18 protein-coding genes and 1 pseudogene are annotated in these 20,931 nt (G+C 71.5%); 10 read left to right on the top strand and 9 right to left on the bottom strand.

Annotation, left to right across the window (positions count from 1 at the left end; genetic code table 11):
* Positions 1-340 precede the first annotated feature (340 nt).
* From BBK82_RS42250 to BBK82_RS42240, 3 genes are all read right to left on the bottom strand, one after another.
* Positions 341-1,150, bottom strand: coding sequence for an ROK family protein (locus BBK82_RS42250; RefSeq protein WP_237047878.1), 810 nt, complete (start codon positions 1,148-1,150; stop codon positions 341-343).
* Positions 1,141-2,346 (bottom strand): Gfo/Idh/MocA family protein, encoded by a 1,206-nt coding sequence (locus BBK82_RS42245; protein ID WP_065919930.1) that lies wholly within the window; start codon positions 2,344-2,346, stop codon positions 1,141-1,143. The genes BBK82_RS42250 and BBK82_RS42245 overlap by 10 nt, the downstream gene beginning before the upstream one ends.
* 165 nt (positions 2,347-2,511) lie before the next feature.
* Entirely contained in the window at positions 2,512-4,476 is a 1,965-nt protein-coding gene (locus BBK82_RS42240; RefSeq protein WP_065919929.1) for a DUF4832 domain-containing protein, read from the bottom strand.
* A 151-nt stretch (positions 4,477-4,627) separates the two neighbouring features.
* Here BBK82_RS42240 and BBK82_RS42235 point away from each other — a divergent pair, with 151 nt between their 5' ends.
* The 10 genes and pseudogenes from BBK82_RS42235 to BBK82_RS55250 all read left to right on the top strand — a co-directional run bounded on the left by BBK82_RS42235 (position 4,628) and on the right by BBK82_RS55250 (position 15,752).
* Positions 4,628-5,587 (top strand): carbohydrate ABC transporter permease, encoded by a 960-nt coding sequence (locus tag BBK82_RS42235; RefSeq protein ID WP_065919928.1) that lies wholly within the window; start codon positions 4,628-4,630, stop codon positions 5,585-5,587.
* Positions 5,588-5,598: 11 nt separating this feature from the next.
* A complete protein-coding gene (locus BBK82_RS42230) occupies positions 5,599-6,483 on the top strand; it encodes a carbohydrate ABC transporter permease (protein ID WP_065919927.1) in 885 nt (294 codons plus the stop codon).
* A 23-nt stretch (positions 6,484-6,506) separates the two neighbouring features.
* Positions 6,507-7,847 carry an ABC transporter substrate-binding protein gene (locus tag BBK82_RS42225; protein ID WP_065919926.1) on the top strand — a complete coding sequence of 447 codons (1,341 nt, stop codon included), beginning with the start codon at positions 6,507-6,509 and terminating at the stop codon, positions 7,845-7,847.
* Positions 7,848-7,875: 28 nt separating this feature from the next.
* Positions 7,876-9,360 carry a glycoside hydrolase family 36 protein gene (locus BBK82_RS42220; protein ID WP_065919925.1) on the top strand — a complete coding sequence of 495 codons (1,485 nt, stop codon included), beginning with the start codon at positions 7,876-7,878 and terminating at the stop codon, positions 9,358-9,360.
* Between the two features lie 77 nt (positions 9,361-9,437).
* Positions 9,438-10,604: an ROK family transcriptional regulator gene (locus BBK82_RS42215; RefSeq protein WP_065919924.1), complete on the top strand. Its 1,167-nt coding sequence runs from the start codon at positions 9,438-9,440 to the stop codon at positions 10,602-10,604.
* A 124-nt stretch (positions 10,605-10,728) separates the two neighbouring features.
* Positions 10,729-11,697: an NAD(P)/FAD-dependent oxidoreductase gene (locus tag BBK82_RS42210; protein WP_065919923.1), complete on the top strand. Its 969-nt coding sequence runs from the start codon at positions 10,729-10,731 to the stop codon at positions 11,695-11,697.
* A gap of 287 nt (positions 11,698-11,984) precedes the next feature.
* Positions 11,985-13,520, top strand: coding sequence for an MFS transporter (locus tag BBK82_RS42205; protein WP_083268571.1), 1,536 nt, complete (start codon positions 11,985-11,987; stop codon positions 13,518-13,520).
* Between the two features lie 206 nt (positions 13,521-13,726).
* On the top strand, positions 13,727-14,836 hold the full coding sequence (locus BBK82_RS42200) for a carboxylate-amine ligase (RefSeq protein ID WP_065919921.1): 1,110 nt from the start codon (positions 13,727-13,729) through the stop codon (positions 14,834-14,836).
* A gap of 89 nt (positions 14,837-14,925) precedes the next feature.
* A pseudogene (locus tag BBK82_RS57085) lies at positions 14,926-15,258 on the top strand (ferritin-like domain-containing protein); the annotation flags it as partial.
* Between the two features lie 35 nt (positions 15,259-15,293).
* Positions 15,294-15,752 carry a ferritin-like protein gene (locus BBK82_RS55250; RefSeq protein ID WP_237047877.1) on the top strand — a complete coding sequence of 153 codons (459 nt, stop codon included), beginning with the start codon at positions 15,294-15,296 and terminating at the stop codon, positions 15,750-15,752.
* On the opposite strand, the gene BBK82_RS42190 is transcribed toward BBK82_RS55250, so the two are convergent.
* The 6 genes from BBK82_RS42190 to BBK82_RS42170 all read right to left on the bottom strand — a co-directional run bounded on the left by BBK82_RS42190 (position 15,749) and on the right by BBK82_RS42170 (position 20,913).
* The gene (locus BBK82_RS42190) at positions 15,749-16,249 is read right to left on the bottom strand and encodes an OmpA family protein (RefSeq protein WP_154697829.1); all 501 of its coding nucleotides are present in this window, start codon (positions 16,247-16,249) and stop codon (positions 15,749-15,751) included. The genes BBK82_RS55250 and BBK82_RS42190 overlap by 4 nt on opposite strands.
* A 91-nt stretch (positions 16,250-16,340) precedes the next feature.
* On the bottom strand, positions 16,341-16,577 hold the full coding sequence (locus BBK82_RS42185) for a hypothetical protein (RefSeq protein WP_065919919.1): 237 nt from the start codon (positions 16,575-16,577) through the stop codon (positions 16,341-16,343).
* On the bottom strand, positions 16,574-16,810 hold the full coding sequence (locus tag BBK82_RS53310; RefSeq protein WP_218920508.1) for a hypothetical protein: 237 nt from the start codon (positions 16,808-16,810) through the stop codon (positions 16,574-16,576). The genes BBK82_RS42185 and BBK82_RS53310 overlap by 4 nt, the downstream gene beginning before the upstream one ends.
* Positions 16,810-19,056 carry an Hsp70 family protein gene (locus tag BBK82_RS42180; protein WP_218920507.1) on the bottom strand — a complete coding sequence of 749 codons (2,247 nt, stop codon included), beginning with the start codon at positions 19,054-19,056 and terminating at the stop codon, positions 16,810-16,812. Before BBK82_RS42180 ends, BBK82_RS53310 begins: the two co-directional genes overlap by 1 nt.
* On the bottom strand, positions 19,049-19,549 hold the full coding sequence (locus tag BBK82_RS42175) for a hypothetical protein (protein WP_065919918.1): 501 nt from the start codon (positions 19,547-19,549) through the stop codon (positions 19,049-19,051). Before BBK82_RS42175 ends, BBK82_RS42180 begins: the two co-directional genes overlap by 8 nt.
* Entirely contained in the window at positions 19,546-20,913 is a 1,368-nt protein-coding gene (locus BBK82_RS42170; protein WP_154697828.1) for a hypothetical protein, read from the bottom strand. Before BBK82_RS42170 ends, BBK82_RS42175 begins: the two co-directional genes overlap by 4 nt.
* Positions 20,914-20,931: the final 18 nt, after the last annotated feature.

Raw genomic sequence — 20,931 nt, 5'->3', positions numbered from 1 at the left:
CTGTCCGCCTGTCCGTGGCGGATGTGGTTCGAAACCGGACGCGCCGAGCAGCACTGTCACACCTGATTCCCGCTGCCCACTTGTTGATCGTGTTGTTCAGCAGCGATCGCAGCGAGCCGTGTGCCAGGGGACGGCAGCGAACCTCCTCCGGGGCGATCCGTTCCGCACGGCCGAGCGTCCGGACTGCTTGCCGGTGGTTGCCGCCACGAGATCGGTCGTCTCCGAGGTCGCCGTCGCGGTCGTGGAACCGGCAACGCCAAGGTGAACAGGTGATCGCCGGTGACCAGCGGTCACACGGTTGCTGTGAACGGGGAAGGCGGCCGGGTCGTGCCTGCCGCGATCAACGCCGCACCACGGCACCCCGCCATCGAGCCCAGCCGCGCCGGCACCACCGGATGCCCGCGTTCCGCCAACGGTTCCAGGAGCAACGGCCCGGCCTGCGCGAGCCCTCCGCCGACCACCACGACGTCCGGCGCGAAGAAAGCCCCGGCCCACGCCAGCACGGTCGCCAGCGCTCACGGCCCCCCACACCGCCGTGGCGTGCGGTTCGCCCGCCGCACCAGTGCCGCGACCTCGGCGCCCTTGACGGGTGACCGGTCCGCCTGGTAGCGCCGATCCCGCCGACGCGACCGCCTCCAGGCACCCGCGGCGCCGCACGGGCACGCCACGTCGAAGCCGACGTCGACGTGCCCGATCTCGCCTGCCACCCGCCGAGGTCGAGCAAGGCGCCGTCGACCACCGCGGCGGCCGAGACGCCGGTGCCGATCGGCAGGAACACCATCGACCGCGCGGCGGTCCCGGCGCCGAGCCTGCTCTCGGCCAACGCCCCGGCGCGCACGTCGTGCCCGAACGCGACCGGGACGTCCAGCGCGTCACCCAGCAACCGCGCGAACGGGACGTCTCGCCAGCCCAGGTTCTCGCTGAACACCCCGACACCACGGCGTTCGTCCACGATGCCCGGCACCACCACACCGGCCCGGTCGCCGCCGAGCTCGCGCACGAGCGCCCGCACCGACTCCACGACCGCGAGAGCCGCGTCCGGGCCGGGCGGTGGTGAGGGCACCGTCCGCATCTTCAGCACGGCGCCGCCGTCGGTGGTGAGCACCGCCTTCGTCGCGGTGCCGCCCACGTCCACGCCGATCAGCGCCACCTGTGCTCCTGCCCGTTCGCGAAGTACGCGGCGACCTCCGGCGCCAAGCCCTCGACCTCACGTGGGACGCCACCGGTGCGCAGCGACTCGGTCGCCCGCACCCCGGCGGCCACGGCCATCCTCGCGGCGACCGGGGACGTGTCGGTGGTGCCGCCCTCCCGCACGAACCGGAGGAACTCGTCGACCAGCAACGGGTCCGCGCCGCCGTGGCCGTCGTCCTCGACGTCCGGCACGGCGTACTCGGCGTCGGCCCGGTCGCGGTGGGCGGAACGGCGGGCGTTCCACACCTTCACCACCGAGCCGGGACCGTCACCGAAGTTCTCCAGGCGGCCGGCGTCGCCGATGACCGTGTAGTTGCGCCAGTAGTCCGGGGTGAAGTGGCACTGCTGGTAGGCGGCCAGCACCCCGTTGTCCAGGCGCATGTTCACCAGGGAGACGTCCTCGACGTCGATGTCCGGGTTCAGCCCGCGCTGGGTGTGCGGCGGCCAGTTGCCGTCCGGGTCGTACCAGTCGGCGTGCTTGGGTTCGCCGGGGGCGCGGCGGTGCGGGTTGTCGCCGTAGACCACCAGGTCGCCGAAGGCCTGCACCTGCCGGGTGTAGCCGTCGGCGAGCCAGTGCACGACATCGAGGTCGTGGCTGGCCTTCTGCAGCAACAACCCGTTGGTGTAGCGGCGTTCGGCGTGCCAGTCCTTGAAGTACCAGTCACCGCCGTAGCCGACGAAGTGCCGCACCCACACCGTTTTGACGGTGCCGATCTCGCCGCGCGTGATGATGTCGCGCATCAGCCGGATCACCGGCATGTGCCGCATGTTGTGTCCCACGTAGAGGCGGCTCCCCGTCTCGAAGGCCGTGCGCAGCACCTCGTCGCACCGCTCGACGGAGATGTCCAGCGGCTTCTCGACGAAGACCGGCTTGCCCGCCTTGAGGGCCTGGCAGGCGAGCTCGGCGTGGGTGTGGTCGGGGGTGAGCACGACGACCGCGTCCACGTCGTCGGAGTCGATCACCTCGCGGTGGTCGGCGCTGATGTGTGCGCCGGGGAACGCTTCGGCCGCCGCTGCCCGCAACGCCGCGTCGTGCTCGGCGAGGGCGGTGACCCTGCTGCCGGAACCGGGGCGGTGGGCGGTGCGGGCGATCGAGCCGCGCAGCCCGAAGCCGAGGACGCCGAGACGGATGTCGTGATGGGGGAACGTGTTCATGGAAGCCTTCCGCACGGCGCTGGTGGACCGAGGAGGCGGCCCGGGGTTGCCGGGCCGCCCGAGGGCCTGCGTCGAAGTCCATGTTCGCGACAGCCGGGCCTGAGGCCGCCGGAAACCACCTCAGGCGCGACTTTCATCGAACGGCACTTCGACACAGGCCCTCGCTCAGCCCACGGTGATCCTGTCGACGTCCGGTGCCCAGCCGGACGGGTTCGCGATGGTGATGGTGTTGCGTCCGGAACGCAGGGGGAGCGTCACGGTGGTGGTCCTCGGCGTGTTCCAGTCGGGGGTGGGCGAGAAGCCGACGGTCCGGGGCGACTGGCCGTTCACCGCGACCGTGGCCGAGCGCTGCTCCTGGCTGGCGTAGTGCAGCGTCACCGTGCGGTTTCCGCCGGTGCCGCCGTCGACGCCGGCGAACGTGAGGGTGCCGCCGTTGCCGATGTAGCCGACCTTGCTGCCGCCGGAACACCCGCCGCACGCACTGGTGACCGCACCGCCGGCCAGGGTGTTGCCCGAGGCTTCTGCCTCGTAGCTCACCGGACCGGCCGACTGCCCGACCGTCATCCCGCCGAGGTCGAGCCACCCGTCGGCGTTCTGCCCGGCGTTGGCGAAGCGCAGCTTCTTGGCGGCGGGGTTGATGGCCTCCAACGGGTTCTTGGCCTTCATGACGAGCCGGTAGCCGCCGGTGTTCAGACCGGACAGGTTGACCGAGGCGTCGAAGTACCGCGGGTGGCCGAAGTCCCGGTAGGTGGGGTCGGCGCCGACCTGCCAGTCGGGGAACGCGCGGATCTGGGTGGGCATGATCTGGCGCAGGTCCCAGGAGGTGTCCCAGGTGCGCACCACGTTGCCGGCCGCGTCCTTCAGACCGAGGCTGACGGTCCACGGGTAGTAGAACGGGGCTACGCCGGTGTTGACGATCTGCACGCCGACCTTGGTGGTGCCCTGCGCGGTGCCGTGGAAGTAGGCGTTGCGGACGGTGAAGTTGTACCCCATCAACCGGACCGCGGCGGCCACGTTGGGGTTCGTGGGGGAGTAGTCCAGGCTGCGTTCGTTGATCTTCCAGGTGGTGTGCTCGAGCTCGATGCACGCCTTCATGTTGTCGACGGGGCCGGAGCCGCCCGGCCAGTTGTCGAACGCGGTGCTCTGGATCTCCGGGCGGACCTCACCGCCCATCGAGGCCGTGATCCACCGGTTCTCGACGTTGTGCTCCAGCGCCTTCTGGAGCTGGGCCCAGGGCGCGCCGCCCATGGAGATCGGCAATGTCACGCCCTGACCGCCTTCGCGGTAGCAGAACGAGTCGTCGTGGTAGCCGATGCGCGGCAGGGTGTCGGCCGCGCCACCGGCGTTGTCCGGGTACCGCAGTTCGAGCCTCGTGCGGGTGAAGGCGTTGTTGTACGCGTGGAGGATCTCGGCGGCGTTCGCGTCGGTGGGCATGTAGTTCGGGTACGTGTCACCGGAGGTGTCGGTGTCGTACGGCCAGGTGTGCCACTCGCCCCACAGGCCGATCAGTCCGAGGTGGATGTACCCGAGCCGGGGGTCGCCGTCGTAGCGCGCGGCGAAGGCGGAGATGAAGTTCTTCAGCCCCGTCCGCAGGAACGGGCTGTCGTAGTCGGGGCTGGTGGTGTCCCAGTAGGCGTTGTGCCGCATGGCGACCTGGCCGTTGAAGCACGCCGGGATCGCGTTGCCGGGGTGGGTGCCGGTGCCGCCGCCGGGGTACTCCATGTACACGCGGATCGCCGCGTGGTTGCCGGCCGCCGCGATGGTGTCGAGGGCGTTGTCGATGATGCTCCAGTCGTAGCTGGAGCAGTTGCCCGCGTTGGTCATGATCTCGGACAGGCCGAAGTAGGCCCAGGTCAGCGAGAGCGGGTAGCCCGCGTTCGGGTCGACCCCCGGCTGCAGGAACCGGGCGAACCCCTTGAGCGGGTTGTCCAGCGGTGCGTCGGCGGCCGCCAGCGCGTGCACGGGCAAGCTCGGGTCCGGTGCGGGGCCTGGTGCCGGGCGGTCGGGGACGCCCTGGGCGGACACGCCCTCCGCGTGCACGAGTCCTGGTGACGCCGCGGGCAGCAGGGCGACCGCAGCGGCTAACAGCGCGGTCAGCAGCTTCCTGCCGGCAGGAGTGGCTGGGGACATGGAGCGACCTCCGTCTTCGTCGAGGAGAGGTGCCGGGGACCAAATAGTTACGCGTCAGGATTGACAAAGTTTCGCTATTCCTCATCAATATGTAGCAACGACGGCCCCACTGGCAAGAGGTGCGGCACGGAGTCTCGACACGGAGGCGCGCATGGCAGCCAGCAAGGTCGTCGCAGCGCCGCGACGACGCGACGACCGCACGACGGTGCCGCGTGCGGACGCCGGCGGCGGCGTACCACCGCGACGACGCGACGACCGCGGGGTGGCGTGGCTGTTCCTGGCTCCGGTGCTGGTGGGCTTCGCGGTGTTCTACGTGTACCCGACGGCCCTGGGCGTCTACTACTCGCTCACCGACTACGGCATGCTGAGCGAGCCGAACTTCGTCGGCGTGGAGAACTACCGCGAGCTGGTCGACGACGACAGGTTCTGGAACGCGCTCAAGGTCACCGGCTACTACGTCGTGCTCAACATCGTGTCGCAGACCGTGCTGGCACTGGCGCTGGCCACGTTGATGCACCGGCTGACCCAGTCGATGGCGATGCGCGCGATGCTGCTGGTGCCGTGGCTGGTTCCCAACGTCACCGTCGGCCTGCTGTGGATGTGGATGCTCGACGCCAACCTCGGCTTCGTCAACCACGCCCTGCGCGCGGTCGGGCTGGGCACCACCGGGTTCCTCACCTCGCCGGACTGGGCGATGCCGACCATCGCCGGGATCAACACCTGGGCCTACACCGGGTACACGGCACTGCTGCTCTACGCGGGCATGCTGCAGATACCCCGGCACCTGTACGAAAGTGCCTCTTTGGACGGTGCCGGCGAGTGGCGGATGTTCACCCGCATCACCCTGCCGCTGCTGCGCCCGGTGCTGGCCCTGGTTCTGGTCGTCTCGCTGATCGGCTCGTTCCAGATCTTCGACACCGTCGCGGTGACCATCAGGAACGCCCCGGCCGGCGTCACCAGGGTCATCTACTACTACATCTACGAACAGGCGTTCACGAACTTCCGCATGGGCTACGCCTCGGCCATCGCCGTCGTGCTCGCCTTGTTGCTCGGGGTGCTGACGGTCGTGCAGATGCGGCTGCTGCGTGCGTCCCGCTCGGACCTGGCCTGAGGAGAGTGCTCATGACACGCACCGGGTTCTCGCCGGGCCGGATCGCCGCCTGGGCGTTGCTGGTCGTCGCGGTGGCGGCGACGGTCTTCCCGTTCTACTGGATGGTCCGCACCGCGCTCACGCCCGCCGCCGACATCTACACCGACGCCGCCGGCCTGCTGCCGGAGCGCCCGACGGCGATCAACTTCCTGCGGGTGCTGGGCCTGACGAGCCGGGAGGAGGCGCGGGAGGCCGGTGGCTCCGGTGCCCAGGTCGACTTCCTGCGCTACCTGCTCAACTCGTTCGTCTACTGCGGACTGATCACCGTCATCCAGACGCAGTGCTGCGCGATGGCCGGCTACGCGTTCGCCCGGCTCCGCTTCCCCGGCAGGGACGTCGTCTTCGGCGTGCTGATCGCGGCGCTCATGGTGCCGCCGATCTTCACCCTGCTGCCGAACTTCGTGCTGGTGAAGAACCTCGGCTGGCTCAACACGTTCGCGGGCATGGTCGCGCCGAGCGTGCTGATGACGCCGTTCGCGGTGTTCTTCCTGCGCCAGTTCTTCCTGTCGATCCCGCGCGAGGTCGAAGAAGCGGCCACGCTGGACGGGGTGAGCGGCTGGGGCATGTTCTGGCGTGTCGTGCTGCCGATGAGCCGCGGCCCGCTGATCACCATCGGGCTGACCACCGCGGTGTGGTCGTGGAAGGACTTCCTGTGGCCGTTGCTGACCGGCCGTGATGAGGAGACCAGGGTGCTGACCGTCGCGCTCGGGATCTTCCAGCAGCAGTCGCCCAACACCCAGCCCGACTGGACCGGTCTGATGGCCGGTTCGACGTTGACCGTGCTGCCCGTGCTCGCGCTCCTGGTCTTCCTCGGCCGCCGCCTGGTCGAGTCCCTGAACTTCACCGGCATCAAGTGAGCCCCTGTCTGAGAGGCAATCCCATGCGAACACCCCACCGGCGCACCGGCGCCCTCCTGCTGTCGCTGGCCCTCACCGGAACGCTGGCCGCCTGCGGTGGTGGCAGCGGCGCCGACGGTCAGACCACCGTGGACTACTGGCTGTGGGACGACCGGCAGCTGCCCGCCTACCAGGAGTGCGCGGACGTCTTCCACGCCGCCAACCCGGACATCACCATCAAGATCACGCAGACGGCCTGGGTCCAGTACTGGCAGAACCTCACCACCCAGCTCGCCTCGGGTGACGCGCCGGACGTGTGGACCAACCAGAGCACCTACTACCCGCAGTTCGCCACCAAGAACCAGCTGCTGGACGTCGAACCGTTCGTGAAGCGCGACAACGTCGACCTGAAGTCCTACCAGTCCGGCCTCACCGACGTGTGGGTCAAGGACGGCAAGCGCTACGGGCTGCCGAAGGACTGGGACACGATGGCGGTGGTGTACAACACCGAGCTGCTCGGCAAGCAGGGCGTCGACGCGGCCCAGCTGGAGAACCTCACCTGGAACCCGTCGGACGGCGGCACGTTCGAACAGGTGATCGCCAAGGCCACGGTCGACGAGCAGGGGCGCAACGGTCTCGACCCCGCGTTCGACAAGAACCGGGTGAAGGTCTACGGGTTCCTGCCGGAGTGGGCCGACGGCGCGCAGGGCCAGAACGGCTGGGGCGTCCTCGCCGCCGCCAACGGGTTCACCTACCTCGACAAGAACCCCTGGGGCACGCGGTACCGCTACGACGACCCCAAGCTCGCCGAGACCATCTCCTGGTTCAAGCGCCTGATCGACAAGGGCTACGCGCCGCGCTTCGACCAGCAGTCCTCCGTCGCCAACTCCGAGCTGCTCATCGCGGGCAAGGGCGCGATGCAGATCACCGGCTCGTGGACGATCCTGACGTTCACCGACGACAAGGTGAAGGGCAAGTTCGCCTTCTCCCCGCTGCCGGCCGGACCGGCGGGACGCCGCAGCCCCATCAACGGCCTGACCGACGCGATCTGGGCCGGCACCGAGCACCCGGAACAGGCCTGGAAGTGGGTCAAGTTCCTGGCCTCGCCCGACTGCCAGAACCGCGTCGCCAAGCGCGCCGTCGTGTTCCCCGCCATCTCCAGCGCCAGCGACGCGGTGGCCGAGACCCACAAGCAGCAGGGCCGGGACGTGCACGCGTTCACCGACGCCGCGAAGAGGGACACCTTCCTGCTGCCCGTCACCGAGCACGGCACCGAGATCAACACCACCGTCCAGGACGCCATCCAGTCGGCGGTCCTCGGCACCGCCAAGACCGAGGACGTGTTGAAGGACGCCAACACCAAGGTCAACGCCCTCTTCAAGTAGCCGGCCCGATCTCCAGCTGAGGACACCCATGGCGCAACTCCTGACCGTCGGCGGCCACCAGGTCGCCGCCGAGCTCGACGGCACCCCCGAACCGGTCGCCGGTGGCCTGCTGCTGCCCCCGGGACGAGCCGCCCTGTTGCACGGGCTCGGCGACGCGCTCTTCTACCGGCACGGGCACAACTCGTGGAGCCCGTGCGGGTGGCGCCGCCTGTCCGACGTCCCGTTGCGCATCGCGAGTGCGGAGCGGCGGCTCACCGCCGACGACACGACGTGGGACGACCCGAACCGGCACCACTCGTCCGCCGTCGCCGCGCTGGAGGGACCCGACGGGCGGGTGCTGCTCCTCGGGTCGCTCGGCCTGGGCGTGCCCCGGCTCGCCGCCGACCGGGACACCCTCGTCGGCTGGTGCGAAACCGGGGCGGCGCCGTGGTTCCTCGCGTACGGCGACGAGGACGAGGTCTTCGCCGCCTACGCGGACCAGCTCGGCACCCGGCTCGGCAGGAGCACCGCGCGGGCGGGCAACGTGTGGTGCAGCTGGTACGCCTACTACGAGAACATCACCGAGGACCAGCTCACCGAGGACCTCACCGCGTTGCGGGGCCTGCCGTTCGACGTGGCCCAGATCGACGACGGGTGGGAGGAGCAGGTCGGCGACTGGCACGCCAACCACAAGTTCCCCGCCGGGATGCGGGCGCTGGCCGGGCGGATCACCGACGCGGGCCTGCGCCCCGGCCTGTGGCTCGCCCCGTTCATCGTCCTGCCCGGCTCCCGCACCGCGCGCGAACGGCCGGAGCTCCTGCTGCGCGACGCCGACGGCGTGCCGGTCGTCGCGGGGCACAACTGGGGGAGCGGGTACTGGGCGCTCGACCTCACCCTGCCCGCGGTGCACGACCACCTGCGGGAGACGGTCCACCGGGTGGTGCGCGAGTGGGGGTTCACCTACCTCAAGCTCGACTTCCTGCAGGCGGGCACCACGCCGGGTGCGCAGGTCGCCGACCGCGAGGAGGTCTACCGCACCGGCCTGCGGGTGATCCGCGAGGCCGCGGGGGAGGACGCCTACCTGCTGGCGAGCGGTGCGCCGTTGCTGCCCTCGCTCGGGCTGGCCGACGGGCTGCGCAGCGGTCCGGACGTCGCCCCGATGTGGGACCACTACGCCACGCAGGACCCGTCGGACGCGTTGGCGCGCAACGCGGTCGTCAACACCGTGCACCGGCTGTGGCACTCGCCGCTGCTGGAGGTCGACCCGGACGTCGTGTACTTCCGCAGCCGGTTCAACCTGCTGACCGACCAGCAGCAGGGCTGGTTGCGCGACCTGGCCGACATCTGCGGCTTCCGCGCGGTCTCGGACCCGCCCGGCTGGCTGCGTCCCGACGAGCTGGAGGCGATGGTCCGCTACCTCGAACACCGGCCGGAGGTCCGCAAGCTGGGCCGCTACCGGTTCGCGGTGGACGGGCGCGAAGTCGACCTCGGCCCGGCGGTCGACGACACAGGACAGCTGTACCCGATCACCTGAGTCCAGCATGCGGGCGTAGTTAGTAAAGTGCGTAGCATTATTCTGGAGCGGCGACGCGCTTGACGGAGAGGCACGGCATGGCGAAGAGCGGAACAGACCTGGCTCGGATGCGGGAGATGAACCAGCTGTCCGTTCTGTGGGCCCTGCGCGGCAACCCGCCCTCGACCGTCACCGAGCTCGCCGGCCGCACCGGGCTCTCCCGGCCCGCGGCCGACGTGCTCGTGCAGCAGCTGGTGGCGGAGGGCTGGGCCGAGGTCGAGGAGCCGGGCGCCAGCAGCACGGTGGGACGGCCCGCCCGGCGCTACCGCTTCTTCCGCGCGGGCGCCGGGCACGTGCTCGGCATCGACGTCGTCGGCGTGCACAAGGTTCTCGTCATGCTCTGCGACCTGGAGGGCAACCTGGTCGGCTCGCTGCGCCGCCCGGTCGACCCGAAGGCCGGTCTCACCGAGCGGCTCGCGTCGGTCGACCAGACGATCGACGACGTGCTGGGCGAGGCGGGCATGGTGGCCGCGGACGTCTGGGCGGTCACCGTCGGCGTGACCGGCCCGGTCGACGAGAACGGGCGCACCAGCATCGCCACCCAGCTGCCGGGGTGGGTGGCCGCGGACCCGGTCGCGCACCTGCGGGCCAGGTTCACCTGCCCGATCCAGGTGGAGAACGACTGCAAGCTCGCCGCGGTCGCCGAACGGTGGAAGGGCGTCGCCCAGGACGCCGACGACATCGTGTACCTGCTGGCCGGGCTGCGCACCGGTGCGGGCCTGATCATCGACGGCACGCTGCGCCGCGGTTTCGGTGGCGCCGCAGGTGAAATAGGCGCTTTGAAGGCCGTGCGGTGGCTCAACGCGCCGCAGCACCTCGCCTCCTGCGCCGGGGTGCCGGCGGGTGCCAAGCCGGGTGAGGCCGCCGCGTGGGTGTTCCGGGCGGCGCGGGAGGGCGACAGCGCGGCGAAGACCGCCGTGCAGCGCTACATCCGCGACCTGGCCATCGGCGTCGCCGCCCTCGTGCTGACCCTCGACCCGCAGATCGTCGTGTACGGCGGCGGGTTCTCCCGGTCGGCGGACCTGGTCCTGGAGCCGTTGCGCCGTGAGCTCGCCAAGCACTGCCTGCGGGTGCCGGAACTGCGCGCTTCGACCCTGCGCGACGAGGGAGTCGCCTTGGGAGGGTTGCGGGTAGCGCTGGACCAGGTGGATGACCGGTTGCTCGGCGGCCAGCTCGCGGCACCGGTCGCGCCCCAGTTCTCGTGACCCGCAGGTTTGCGCACCCGGCAACGGGCTGATCGACCTTCTTGCGTGTTTGGCAAGAGTCCGTGCTCCTGCGGCATGGCGCTCGTAGCGTCGGGATCAGCAGTCGAGATTCCGGGAGCTGACCATGAGTGACGCAGTACCTGCTGGGACCGTGGACGTCGTCGTCATCGGCGGAGGGGCCGCCGGCCTGAACGGTGCGCTGATGCTCGCCCGTTCACGCCGTTCGGTCGTCGTGGTCGACAGCGGCACACCCCGCAACGCACCGGCCGAGGCGATGCACGGCTTCCTCGTGCTGGACGGGATGTCCCCGCTGGAGATCCTGGAACGCGGCCGGGAGCAGGTGCGCCAGTACGGCGGCCGGGTCGTGACCGGTGAGGTGGTCGAGGCTGCCCCGGCCGCGCCCGTCGCCGGGGACCTGAGGTTCACCGTGGCGCTGGCCGACGGCCGGACCATCACGGCGCGGCGGGTGCTGGTGGCGACCGGGTTGCGGGACGTGCTGCCGGACGTGCCGGGGCTCGCGGAGCACTGGGGACGCGGTGTCGTGCACTGCCCGTACTGCCACGGGTGGGAGGTGCGGGACGAGGCCCTCGGCGTGCTCGCGACCGGGCCGGCGTCCGTGCACCACGCGCTGCTGTTCCGGCAGCTGACCGACGACCTCGTCTACTTCACCCGCGGGATCGCGCTGGACGCCGAGGCCCGCGAACGCCTTGCCGCCAGGGGGATCCGGGTCGTCGACACGCCGGTGGAGGAGGTCGTGGCCGGCGACGGCGGGGTCGCGGGTCTGCGATTGGCCGATGGCTCCTTCGTCGCACGGAGTGTTCTCGCGGTGGTGACCCGGATGCAGGCCCGTGCCGAGGGGCTGGACGGGTTGCGGTTGCCGGTGGAGGACCTGCCCGACGGGCTGGGACGCCGGTTCGTGTCCGGCATGGCGGGGACCACCGAGGTGCCGGGGGTGTGGGTGGCGGGCAACGCCACCGACCTGGCCGCGCAGGTAGGTGCGTCGGCCGCGGCCGGGGCGCTCGCGGGGGCGCACATCAACGCTCAGCTGGTCACGGCGGACACGGACGCGGCACTGCTCCGCGCGGCCGCCTGACCGCGCTGCCTGACCGCGCTGCCTGACCGCTGCCTGACCGCGCTGCCTGACCGCTGCCTGACCGCGCTGCTGACCGCGCTGCCTGACCGCTGCCTGACCGCGCTGCCTGACCGCTGCTGACCGTGTCGGCACCGCGTTCTGGCGCGCCGCCGCCTCACCACGTCCGGCGCCGATCCCGCGCCGCCATCCCCGCCACGTTCGGCGCTGATCGCGCGCCGCTGTCCCCACCACTTCCGGCGCCGGGCCCACCCGGCGCCGCGATGTCGCACGCCCTTCGAGAGGACCCCATGAGCACCGCCCCACCCACCACACCGGACGCACGTCAGCTGCGTGCCGTCCTGGTCGCCGTCTCCGTCGCGCTGATGGCCGTCATCGCCTCGGTCTCCGGCCTGAACGTCGCCCAGACCCACCTGGCCGTCGAGTTCGGCGCCTCGCTGGGCACCGTCCTGTGGGTCATCAACAGCTACACCCTCACCCTGGCCGCGTTGCTGCTGCCGCTCGGTGCGATCGGCGACCGCCTGGGCCGCAAGCCGATGCTGACCGCGGGCCTCGTGATCTTCGGCCTCGCCAACGTCGCCGCCGCCCTCGCCCCGACCGCCGAGGTCATGATCGCGGCCCGCGTGGTGTCCGGTGTCGGCGCCGCGATGATCATGCCGATCACCCTGGCCGTCATCACCTCCACGTTCCCGGAGGACCAGCGCGGCAAGGCGATCGGCGTGTGGACGGGCGTCGCGGGAGGCGGCGGCGTCCTGGGCATGTTCCTGTCCGCCCTGCTGGTCGACGTGGCGGACTGGCGCTGGCTGTTCGCGCTCCCGATCGCCCTGGTCGTCGTGGCCCTGGTGCTGACGGTGAGGTCGGTGCCGAACTCCAGCGAACGCGCGGCCTACCCGTTCGACACCGTCGGCGCGCTGCTCTCCGCGGTCGCGGTCGTCGGCCTGATCTTCGTGCTGCAGGAGGGCCCGGAACGCGGCTGGACCGCACCCGAGACGCTGACCGGCCTCGCGGCCGGAGTCGTGGCCGCGATCGGTTTCGTGGCCTGGGAGCTGCGCCGCCGGGACGCGTCGCTGCTGGACGTGCGCCTGTTCCGGGAACGCGGCCTGGCGAGCGGCTCGGTGACGTTGCTCGTGGTGTTCGGCGTGCAGGCGGGCATCGGCGTGGTGCTGTTCCCGTTCTTCCAGGCGGTGCTCGGCTGGTCGGGCCTGGTGTCGACGGCAGCGATGATGCCGATGGCGCTGATGATGATGGTCGCCTCGGGTCTGGCGGCCCGGCTGGCCACCCGCGTCGGCCCCCGCGCGACCATGGCCACCGGCGTCGCGCTGGCCGGGCTCGGGCTGGCGTCGATGGGGCTGTTCGTGTCCGTGGCGGGCGGCTACCTGTCGATCCTGCCGGGTCTGCTCGCCATGGGCGTGGGCATGGGGCTGTCGATGACGCCGTCCACGGAGGCCATCACCGCCTCGTTGCCGCGGGACTCGCAGGGCGTGGCCTCCGCGTTGAACGACATCACCCGCGAGTTCGGCACCGCGTTGGGCGTGGCGCTGCTGGGCGCGCTGCTGTCGGCCGGTTACCGCAGCTCGATCGACGGGCGGCTGGCTGGTGTGCCGCGGGAGGCCGCGGACGTGGCACGGGAGGGTGTGGCGAACGCCGGGTCGGTCACCGGGCCGGATGCCCCGCGGGTTCTCGAGGCCGCTCGGGAGTCCTTTGTGGATGGGTGGCAGCAGGCCATGTGGGCGGGGGCCTTGGTGATGGTGGGGCTGTTCGCCTACGTCGCCTTGCGCGGTCCGAAGAGCCGTGTGCCCGAAGTGGAACCGGTTCCAGTGGGATGATGTGGTTGTGGACCACGTGACCGGTGTTGTCGAGTCGATCGCGAACGAGCTGCTGATCGAGGGTCTGACCGACAGGGTCCTGGCTCGCGGTAGTCAAAAGCGTTTCACATTGCTCTGAACGGGTATTCGGCGCTGGCCGGTGCAAGTCAGGCGCGCCGACGGCCACGAGCGGACGGTGAGAAGTGGAAAAGCCATCATCTGAGCGGATGTGGAGTCCGACAGTTGGTGTGGAGGAGGAGTTCCTCCTCGTCGACCAGGAGACCGGGGTGCCGGTGAACCTGGCGGACGAGGTCGTCGCCATCGCGCGCGAGCAGCACGGCCTCGAGCTGGAGCGCGAGCTGACCGGCGCGCAGGTGGAGATCAACACCTCCATCTGCCGCGATGCCGAGCAGGCGCGCACCGAGCTCCTCGAGACGCGGCGCAAGGTCGCGGCCTCGGCCAGGGCCGCCGGGTGCCGGGCCATCGCCGTCGGTGCGCCGCCGATGGGGGACGCGACCGGCGAGGTCACCGACAGCCCGCGGTACCAGCGGATCGCCAAGCAGTTCGGTGCGCTGGCCGAGCAGCAGCTGATCTGCGGGTGTCACGTGCACGTGGCCATTCCGGACCAGGAAACCGCGGTGCAGGTGTGCAACCACGTGCGGCCGTGGCTGCCGTTGCTCGCGGCGATCACCGCGAACTCGCCGTTCTCCGGCGGTGAGGACACGGAGTTCGCGAGCTGGCGCACGACCGTGTGGTCGAGGTGGCCGGTGTCCGGGCCGCCGCCGTTCTTCCCGTCCTGGAAGGACTACGAGGACGCGTACACCGCCGTGATCGAGTCGGGCACGGCGCTGGACCGGGCGATGGTCTACTGGGACGTCCGGCCGGCGACCGAGCTGCCGACCGTCGAGGTGCGGGTCGCGGATGTCGCCGTGAGCGTGGATGACGCCGTGTTCCTGGCGGCGCTGGTGCGCGCGCTCGTGGCCAAGGCCACTGTGGACGTCCAGAACGGCGTGATCGCGGAAGCGGTGCCGTTGGAGACGCTGCAGCAGGCGGGGTGGCAGGCGGCCAAGGAGGGGTTCCAGGGCAGTGTCGTGGACGTGCTGTCCGGCGAGCTCGTGCCGGTGCGTGAGCAGCTGGACGCGCTGGTGCGGGAGCTGACGCCGATCTTCGAGACCAACGGCGACCTGGCGGTGGTGCAACGGGGACTGCGGCTGCTCGACGAGGAGGGCTGCGGTGCCGACCGGCAGCGGCGGGCCTTCGGGAACGCCGGGGTGCCGGACCTGCTCGCACTGCTGGACGTGGACGCGGCTGACCGGAACGCGGACGTCAGCGGCTGAGCCGTCCCGCACCCCCTGTCACAGATCGCGGGGACGCCTTGTCTTGGTTGTCGACACCGAAGTGACGACGACCGAGACGAGGTTCCACGTTGGACACCCGTGCCACACCCGCGATCGAGACGATCGAGGACCTCCGCCGCCACCTGCAGTGGGCGATCGAGCTCGAACACGCGACCGTCCCGCCGTACCTGTGCGCGCTGTACTCGCTCGACCCCGGCCGCAACGCCGAGGTGGTGCAGGTCGTCGGGAGCGTGTTCGCCGAGGAGATGCTGCACCTGGCACTCGCGGCCAACCTGCTCAACGCGGTGGGCGGCACGCCCAGGCTCCACACGCCCGAGCTGCTGCCGCCCCACCCGCGCCCGCTGCCGCACGGCGACCGGTCCGTGCAGGTCCACCTGGCGCCGTTCGGTGCGCAGGCGCTGGAGCTGTTCCTGCGCATCGAACAACCAGCGAGATCGTGGAGCAGGGCGAAGGCGCCGCCCGCACCGACGTGTGGGACGACGACCGGGACGTCTTCCACCCCGAGCGCGACGAGGTCGCGCACTTCTACCGCTTCCAGGAGCTCAAGCACGGTCGCCGCTACCAGGCAGGCGACACCCCGCAGTCCGGGCCGACCGGTGCGCCGATCGCCGTCGACCTCGACGGCGTGCTGCCCATGCGCATCAACCCGCGCACCGCCGACCACCCGGAGGGCAGCGAGGTCCGCGTCGCGCAGGAGCAGTTCAACACCACCTACTGCCTGCTGCTCTTCCAGCTGGAGGAGGCCTTCACCGGCAGCCCGTCCGGGCTCGGCGCCACCGTCGGCACGATGTACCAGCTGAAGGCCCAGGCACAGGCGTTGATGAAGATGCCCGTCGGGGGAGGGGAGACGGCGGGGCCGACGTTCGAGTACGTGCCGCCGGAGCTGCGGTCCTAGGGCAGGTCCACCTGCAGCGTCACGGTCCGGTTCAGCGCCGGGTCGCCGCCGGGGTGCGGGACGTCCGACTGCTCGGCCGACCGCAGGGCGAACGCTGTCAACGGCTTCCCGGCCGCGTCCGCCAGCACCTCGGCGGCGGCCGCTGCCCTGGCCACGGCGGTGGTGGAACCGCCGGTCGCCGGGCCGTCCGGGGTCGTCACGCCGTGGCCGAGCACGGTGACGCGGACGTCCTTGCCGCGCAACAGTTGTCCCCAGCTCTCCAGCTGCCGCCGTCCGTCCGGGGTGAGCGTGGTGCTGTCCGGCAGGAACATCCCGCGCAGGAACACCACGCGCACCCCGGTGCCGGAGGGTTCCAGGCGCACGTCCGGACTCGCCAGCGGCGGCAAGGCCGGTGCAGCAGCTGAAGAAGAGGCCGGCGGGCTCGTCGACGCCGGGATCGCCGCCGGGACGTCCGGCGAGACGCCGGGGCTCTCCGGTGAGTGCACCGCGAACGCCACGGCGGTCGCGGCAACGGCGGCGACGGCAGCGCACCACCGATCGCGGCCACCGGCATCGGCCGGGCCCGGCGCCTGCCGCGTGATGCGGCGATCAACCGCGTGCCCGCCAACGGGGCGTGGTCCGGCTCCTGGGCGAGCACCTCCGCCACGCGGCCTCGGCCGCGGCCAGGTCGCCGCGCTGGGCGTGCACCCTGGCCAGCAGGTCCAACGTGGCCGGATCGCGCCCGAGGTCCTCCAGGATGAGCCGCGCGTCGTCGTGCCTGCCCGCTCGGGCGAGGTCGGCGGCACGCGCCCGGTCGAGGTCACGGGCGTGTGCTGCGGCGGTCACCGCTGCCGTCCGTGGAAGCTGCGGACGCCGCCGGGGGAGCGTTCCTGTTCGCCGACGGGCCACAGGGCGCGCAGCTCCTGGTTGACCACCGGCAGGACGCGCCAGTTGGCCTCGGCCAGCGCCTGGTTGCCCTCGGCGACCAACGCGCGCGCCCGCACCGGCTGGGTCAGCTTCGGCAGGTTGGCGCGGAAGTGCTGGAACACGGCGATGTCGTAGGTCTCGTCGCGCTTCATCACCGTCGTGGCGAGGTGGACCGCCCTGCCGAGCAGCTCCTCGATCGCGGCGCGGTCGGGGTCGGCGCGCAGGTCGGCCGCGCGGCGCTCGATGTCGGCGAGCTCCAGGTGGTCGTCGGGGGCGGCGTTGCGGTCGAGCAGGGCCCGGCACTGCGCGATCTCCTCGTCCAGCTCGTCGAGCAGGGCGCGCAGCTCGCGTTCCTCCTCGACCTCGTCCAGCACGGCGTGGGCGTCGCGCAGCGTTGGTCCGCGGCCGCGCGCTGCCCTGGTCGGCGCGGCGGCACGCACCTCGTCGGCCAGCGCAGCACCTGTTCGTGCTCCAGCCGGTCGAGCTTGCGCCGGGCCTGCGCGGGCAGCCGCCGGTCCTCCTGCAGGCCGGCCAGCCTGCCGTGCACCTCGCGCAGCTCGCGTTCCAGCACCGCCGCGGTGGGCGGCTGCACGTGCGAGAGGTCGATCTCGGCCTCGAACTGCTCGTCCACCAGCGGAACGTCCGCGACCACGGTGACCCGGCGCGACTCGTCGACCTCGACGGTGATCTCGACCTCGCTGCCGGTCGGCAGGTCGATGCGGACGTCCTTCGGCCTGATCTCGATCAGCCCGATCCGCAGGTTGCGGTCGGCGCGGACGCGTTCGCCCTCGACCAGCGGGATCCGGATGACGGCGTCGGAGTCGGTGCGGTGCAACGGGATCGTGGTGTAGAAGGTGCTGGACATGGCGGCGGGCAGCCGGGCGCCCTTGCGCAGGATCGGCGCGAACGCCCCGTCCGCCTCGGCCAGTCCGAGCGAGTTGGTCAGCACCTGGCCGCCGAGCTCGTTCGTCACGTGCGTGATCGACGCGGTGGCCGGGTTCACCTTGCACCGCACGCCGTCGGCGTCGACCAGCAGCACGCTGAACGTCGACGTGGTCCGCTCGTCCACCTGGACCTCGGTGACGAACGTGCCCTGCGCGTCGAGGCCCACCTGGGGCGTGCGGAACGGCGGTGTGCCGTTCTCGTTGTCCAGCACGACGTGGAACCTCGTCCAGTCCTGCGCGGCCGTGCTCTCGAACCGGCCCTGCACCGGTACGACGTCCAGGCTGGTGGTGCGCGGGTAGCGCAGGTCGGCGGTGAACTCGCCCGCCACCGGCCGCGCCTTGGGGCGGTCCAGCGGCACGGTGCTCGCGAACACCGCGGCACCGCGCGCGACGACCGTGCTCGGGTCCTGGCTGTGGTCGAGCTCGATGCCCAGGCCCGCCTTCGGGTCGGCGAGGCGTTCCCGCAGACCCGGTGCCAGCGTGGTGCCGCCGACCAGCAGCAGCTTGTCGATGTCACCGACGCCGAGCCCGGCCTTGCCGAGCGCTTCGCGGCACAGGTTGATCGCGCGCAGGTAGTGCGGCTCGGCGACCCGGTCGACCTCGTCGCGCCGCAGCGTGTGGTCGAAGGCCACCTTCTTGCCGCCGACCTCCAGCTCGACGTCCACCTCGACGGCCGCGGAGCGCGACAACGCGATCTTGGCCCGTTCCGCCGCGTCCTTGAGCAGGGCGAAGTTGCTGCGCCACAACGGGTCCTGTCGGCGCAGGTCACGCAGTCCGAGCCCGGACTCCACGGCGGGCACGAGCAGGCGTTCGACGATCGCCCAGTCGATCAGCTTCCCGCCGAGGTGCGGGTCGCCCGCGTGGTCGAGCACGCGCAGCTCACCCTCGTGGGTGCTGACGATCGCCGAGTCGAACGTGCCGCCACCGAAGTCGAACACCATCCAGTACGCGTCGGTGCTCTCGTTCTGGAAGCCGAACGCGAACGCCGCGGCCGTCGGTTCCTGCACCAGCGGGCAGGTGACGAACCCGGCCAGCGCCGCGGCCTCGCCGGTGGCGTTGTTCTCGTGGAGGCGGAACGCGGCGGGCACGGTGATCACCGCGGCCGGCGGCGCCTCGCCGAACACGTGCGCGGCGTCGGCCCGCAGCGACCTCAGCACCTCGGCGGAGAGCTGTTGCGGTGTCATGGAAACACCCGCCTTGGGGAACCGCCTCGGCGCGCCGGCGAGCCCCATCTCCTGCTTGAACTCGATGTGCACGTTGTCCGGGTCGCTCGGGATGCGGTCCCGCGCGCTGCGTCCGACGTGCGTGACGCCCGGCTTGGGCACCCACACCGCGGACGGCGTGTAGTCCCAGCCCTCGTTGTTCTTGACCACCGCCACGCCGCCGTCGCGCACGACGGCCATCGCGCTGTTGGTGGTGCCCAGGTCGATGCCGAAGTCGATGGTGTCACGCACCGGTTTCCTCCAAGGTGTCACCGGGGTAGCCGACGATGACCTGCCCCATCTGGATGCGCCGGCCGGCCAGGTAGACCGACGGGCGGACGGTCTCGCGCACGACCTCGTGCCGCAGTGCCGGATCCGGTTGCATCGTCAGCACCTCCAGCGACAGGCCGGGGTGGAACGTGGTGCCGTCGTGGTCCTGCACCAGCAGACCGGCCTCGTCGAGAGCGCGCTGGGTCGCCTGCAGGTAGCGGCCGACCCGCTTGGCCTCGCGCGAGTCCTCCTCGGCGAGGCGGGCGAGCCGGCGCCGCGCCCGCCAGAGGTTGGTGGCGGCGTCGGCGAGGTCGCTCTCGGACAGCACCGGTTCGTCCTTTGTGGACTCCTTTGTGGGCTTGCCGGGCTGGGCGAGCAGGCTCGTGAGCGAGACCGGGTCGGGCCAGCTCGGTGCGGCGATCCGGAACTCGCGGTGGTGGCGGCGTTGCCCGCGCCAGGTCGGCCAGGTGCTCATCGGTGGTTCCGCCCATCGGCCACCAGCGCGTACACGAACGGCGACACCAGCGTGAAGGCCAGGCAGGACCACAGGAACGGTGCGAGCGCGGCGAACGGCAGCTCGCGGTAGGCCCACCAGCCGCCGACGAACGCGAGGCCGCCGACCACGAACGTCGTGACGTCACCCATCGACCGGTACCAGCCCGCGGTGATGACCCGCATCGGCAGCCAGGAGAACAGGACGGCCGCGACGACCGTGAGCCACGTCGGCGCGTCGAGCAGGCCGGACAGGAAGGCGGTCACCGCCGCGATGAACGCCGCGAACACCGCGAGGTTCGACGGCCAGCGCGGGGACAGCACGGGGTTCTGCCCGTGGGCCGGTTGCTGCTGGTCCCACCGCGGGGTCGGGGTCGTGGCGAGGTTGTCCTCGATGGTCGCGCGGTCGCTCTGCTCGACGACGAACGCCAGCGCCCGCCGCATCAGGGCGACGGCCCTGGGCAGGTCGGTCGTCTTCAACGCGAGCCCGCAGTTGTTCAGCATCACGGCGGTGCGGTTCCGTTGCCGGGCCGACCACCGGTAACGCGCGTGCGGCGCCAGTTCCTCCAACAGCTCCGCGAGCGCCGGCAGCTCGTCGACGCGGTCGGCCGCCGCCCGGTTCGCCGAGTCCACCAGCAGCGTGTGAACCTCCTCGACCAGCTCGTCGATCCGGCGGGAGGTCGGCGCCGCGGCGGTGCGGCGGGCGTCGTCGACCAGCGCGGCGGGCACGTCCCAGGTGTCGAGCAGACCCGCGAGCCGCGGCCGGGTGCCCGCCAGCGCCACCTGCGGCACCAGCAGCGCACCCGGCAGCGCCTGCCCCAGACCGGACACGGTGGACTCGTCCATCCTGCGGTCGGACAACACCTTCATCCGGTGCCGCACGTGGTCCCAGAACCGCGGGTGGTCCAGCGCGTCCATCCACGCGTCCGCCGCGTCGACCCAGAGGTCCTCGTCCGTCTCGGTGTCGAGGGCCTTCGCGTGCGCCTCGACCGCGTCGTCGTGCACCTCGTGCAGCTCCGCCGGGCAACCACAGGCGCCGGGCTCGCCCCACCACCAGAACAGCTCGTCCACCAGCCGGTGATCGGCCCGTTCCAACGCGTCGAACGCGGCACGAACCTCCTGCGCCGTGGGCGGTCGCGGCAACGCGAGCCGCCGGTCGCCGGGAACCGTGCCGCTGCCGAGCTCGAGCGCGCCGAGCAGCAGGTGGCGTTGCGCGCGGACCTGCGCGGGCTTCGCGTTCGTGGCCAGGCCGATGACGCGGAACGGGTTGCGCCGGTACAGGTCCGGCCCGGCGATCTCGCGCAAGCGGACCACGGCGACGCGGCTCCTGTCCTGGCTTGTGGGCATGTCCCGAACGCTATGGCT

It is taken from the genome of Lentzea guizhouensis, from assembly GCF_001701025.1.
Classification (GTDB): Bacteria; Actinomycetota; Actinomycetes; order Mycobacteriales; family Pseudonocardiaceae; genus Lentzea; species Lentzea guizhouensis.
The sequence above is the reverse complement of the archived record's forward strand: the minus strand, read 5'-3'. Positions and strand labels throughout refer to the sequence as shown.

Excerpts from the sequence above, each read along its gene's own strand:
- BBK82_RS42245 (WP_065919930.1), bottom strand. The coding sequence starts at position 2,346 with ATGAACACGTTCCCCCATCACGACATCCGTCTCGGCGTCCTCGGCTTC.
- BBK82_RS42240 (WP_065919929.1), bottom strand. The coding sequence starts at position 4,476 with ATGTCCCCAGCCACTCCTGCCGGCAGGAAGCTGCTGACCGCGCTGTTA.
- BBK82_RS42235 (WP_065919928.1), top strand. The coding sequence starts at position 4,628 with ATGGCAGCCAGCAAGGTCGTCGCAGCGCCGCGACGACGCGACGACCGC.
- BBK82_RS42230 (WP_065919927.1), top strand. The coding sequence starts at position 5,599 with ATGACACGCACCGGGTTCTCGCCGGGCCGGATCGCCGCCTGGGCGTTG.
- BBK82_RS42225 (WP_065919926.1), top strand. The coding sequence starts at position 6,507 with ATGCGAACACCCCACCGGCGCACCGGCGCCCTCCTGCTGTCGCTGGCC.
- BBK82_RS42220 (WP_065919925.1), top strand. The coding sequence starts at position 7,876 with ATGGCGCAACTCCTGACCGTCGGCGGCCACCAGGTCGCCGCCGAGCTC.
- BBK82_RS42215 (WP_065919924.1), top strand. The coding sequence starts at position 9,438 with ATGGCGAAGAGCGGAACAGACCTGGCTCGGATGCGGGAGATGAACCAG.
- BBK82_RS42210 (WP_065919923.1), top strand. The coding sequence starts at position 10,729 with ATGAGTGACGCAGTACCTGCTGGGACCGTGGACGTCGTCGTCATCGGC.
- BBK82_RS42205 (WP_083268571.1), top strand. The coding sequence starts at position 11,985 with ATGAGCACCGCCCCACCCACCACACCGGACGCACGTCAGCTGCGTGCC.
- BBK82_RS42200 (WP_065919921.1), top strand. The coding sequence starts at position 13,727 with ATGTGGAGTCCGACAGTTGGTGTGGAGGAGGAGTTCCTCCTCGTCGAC.
- BBK82_RS53310 (WP_218920508.1), bottom strand. The coding sequence starts at position 16,810 with ATGAAGCGCGACGAGACCTACGACATCGCCGTGTTCCAGCACTTCCGC.
- BBK82_RS42175 (WP_065919918.1), bottom strand. The coding sequence starts at position 19,549 with ATGAGCACCTGGCCGACCTGGCGCGGGCAACGCCGCCACCACCGCGAG.
- BBK82_RS42170 (WP_154697828.1), bottom strand. The coding sequence starts at position 20,913 with ATGCCCACAAGCCAGGACAGGAGCCGCGTCGCCGTGGTCCGCTTGCGC.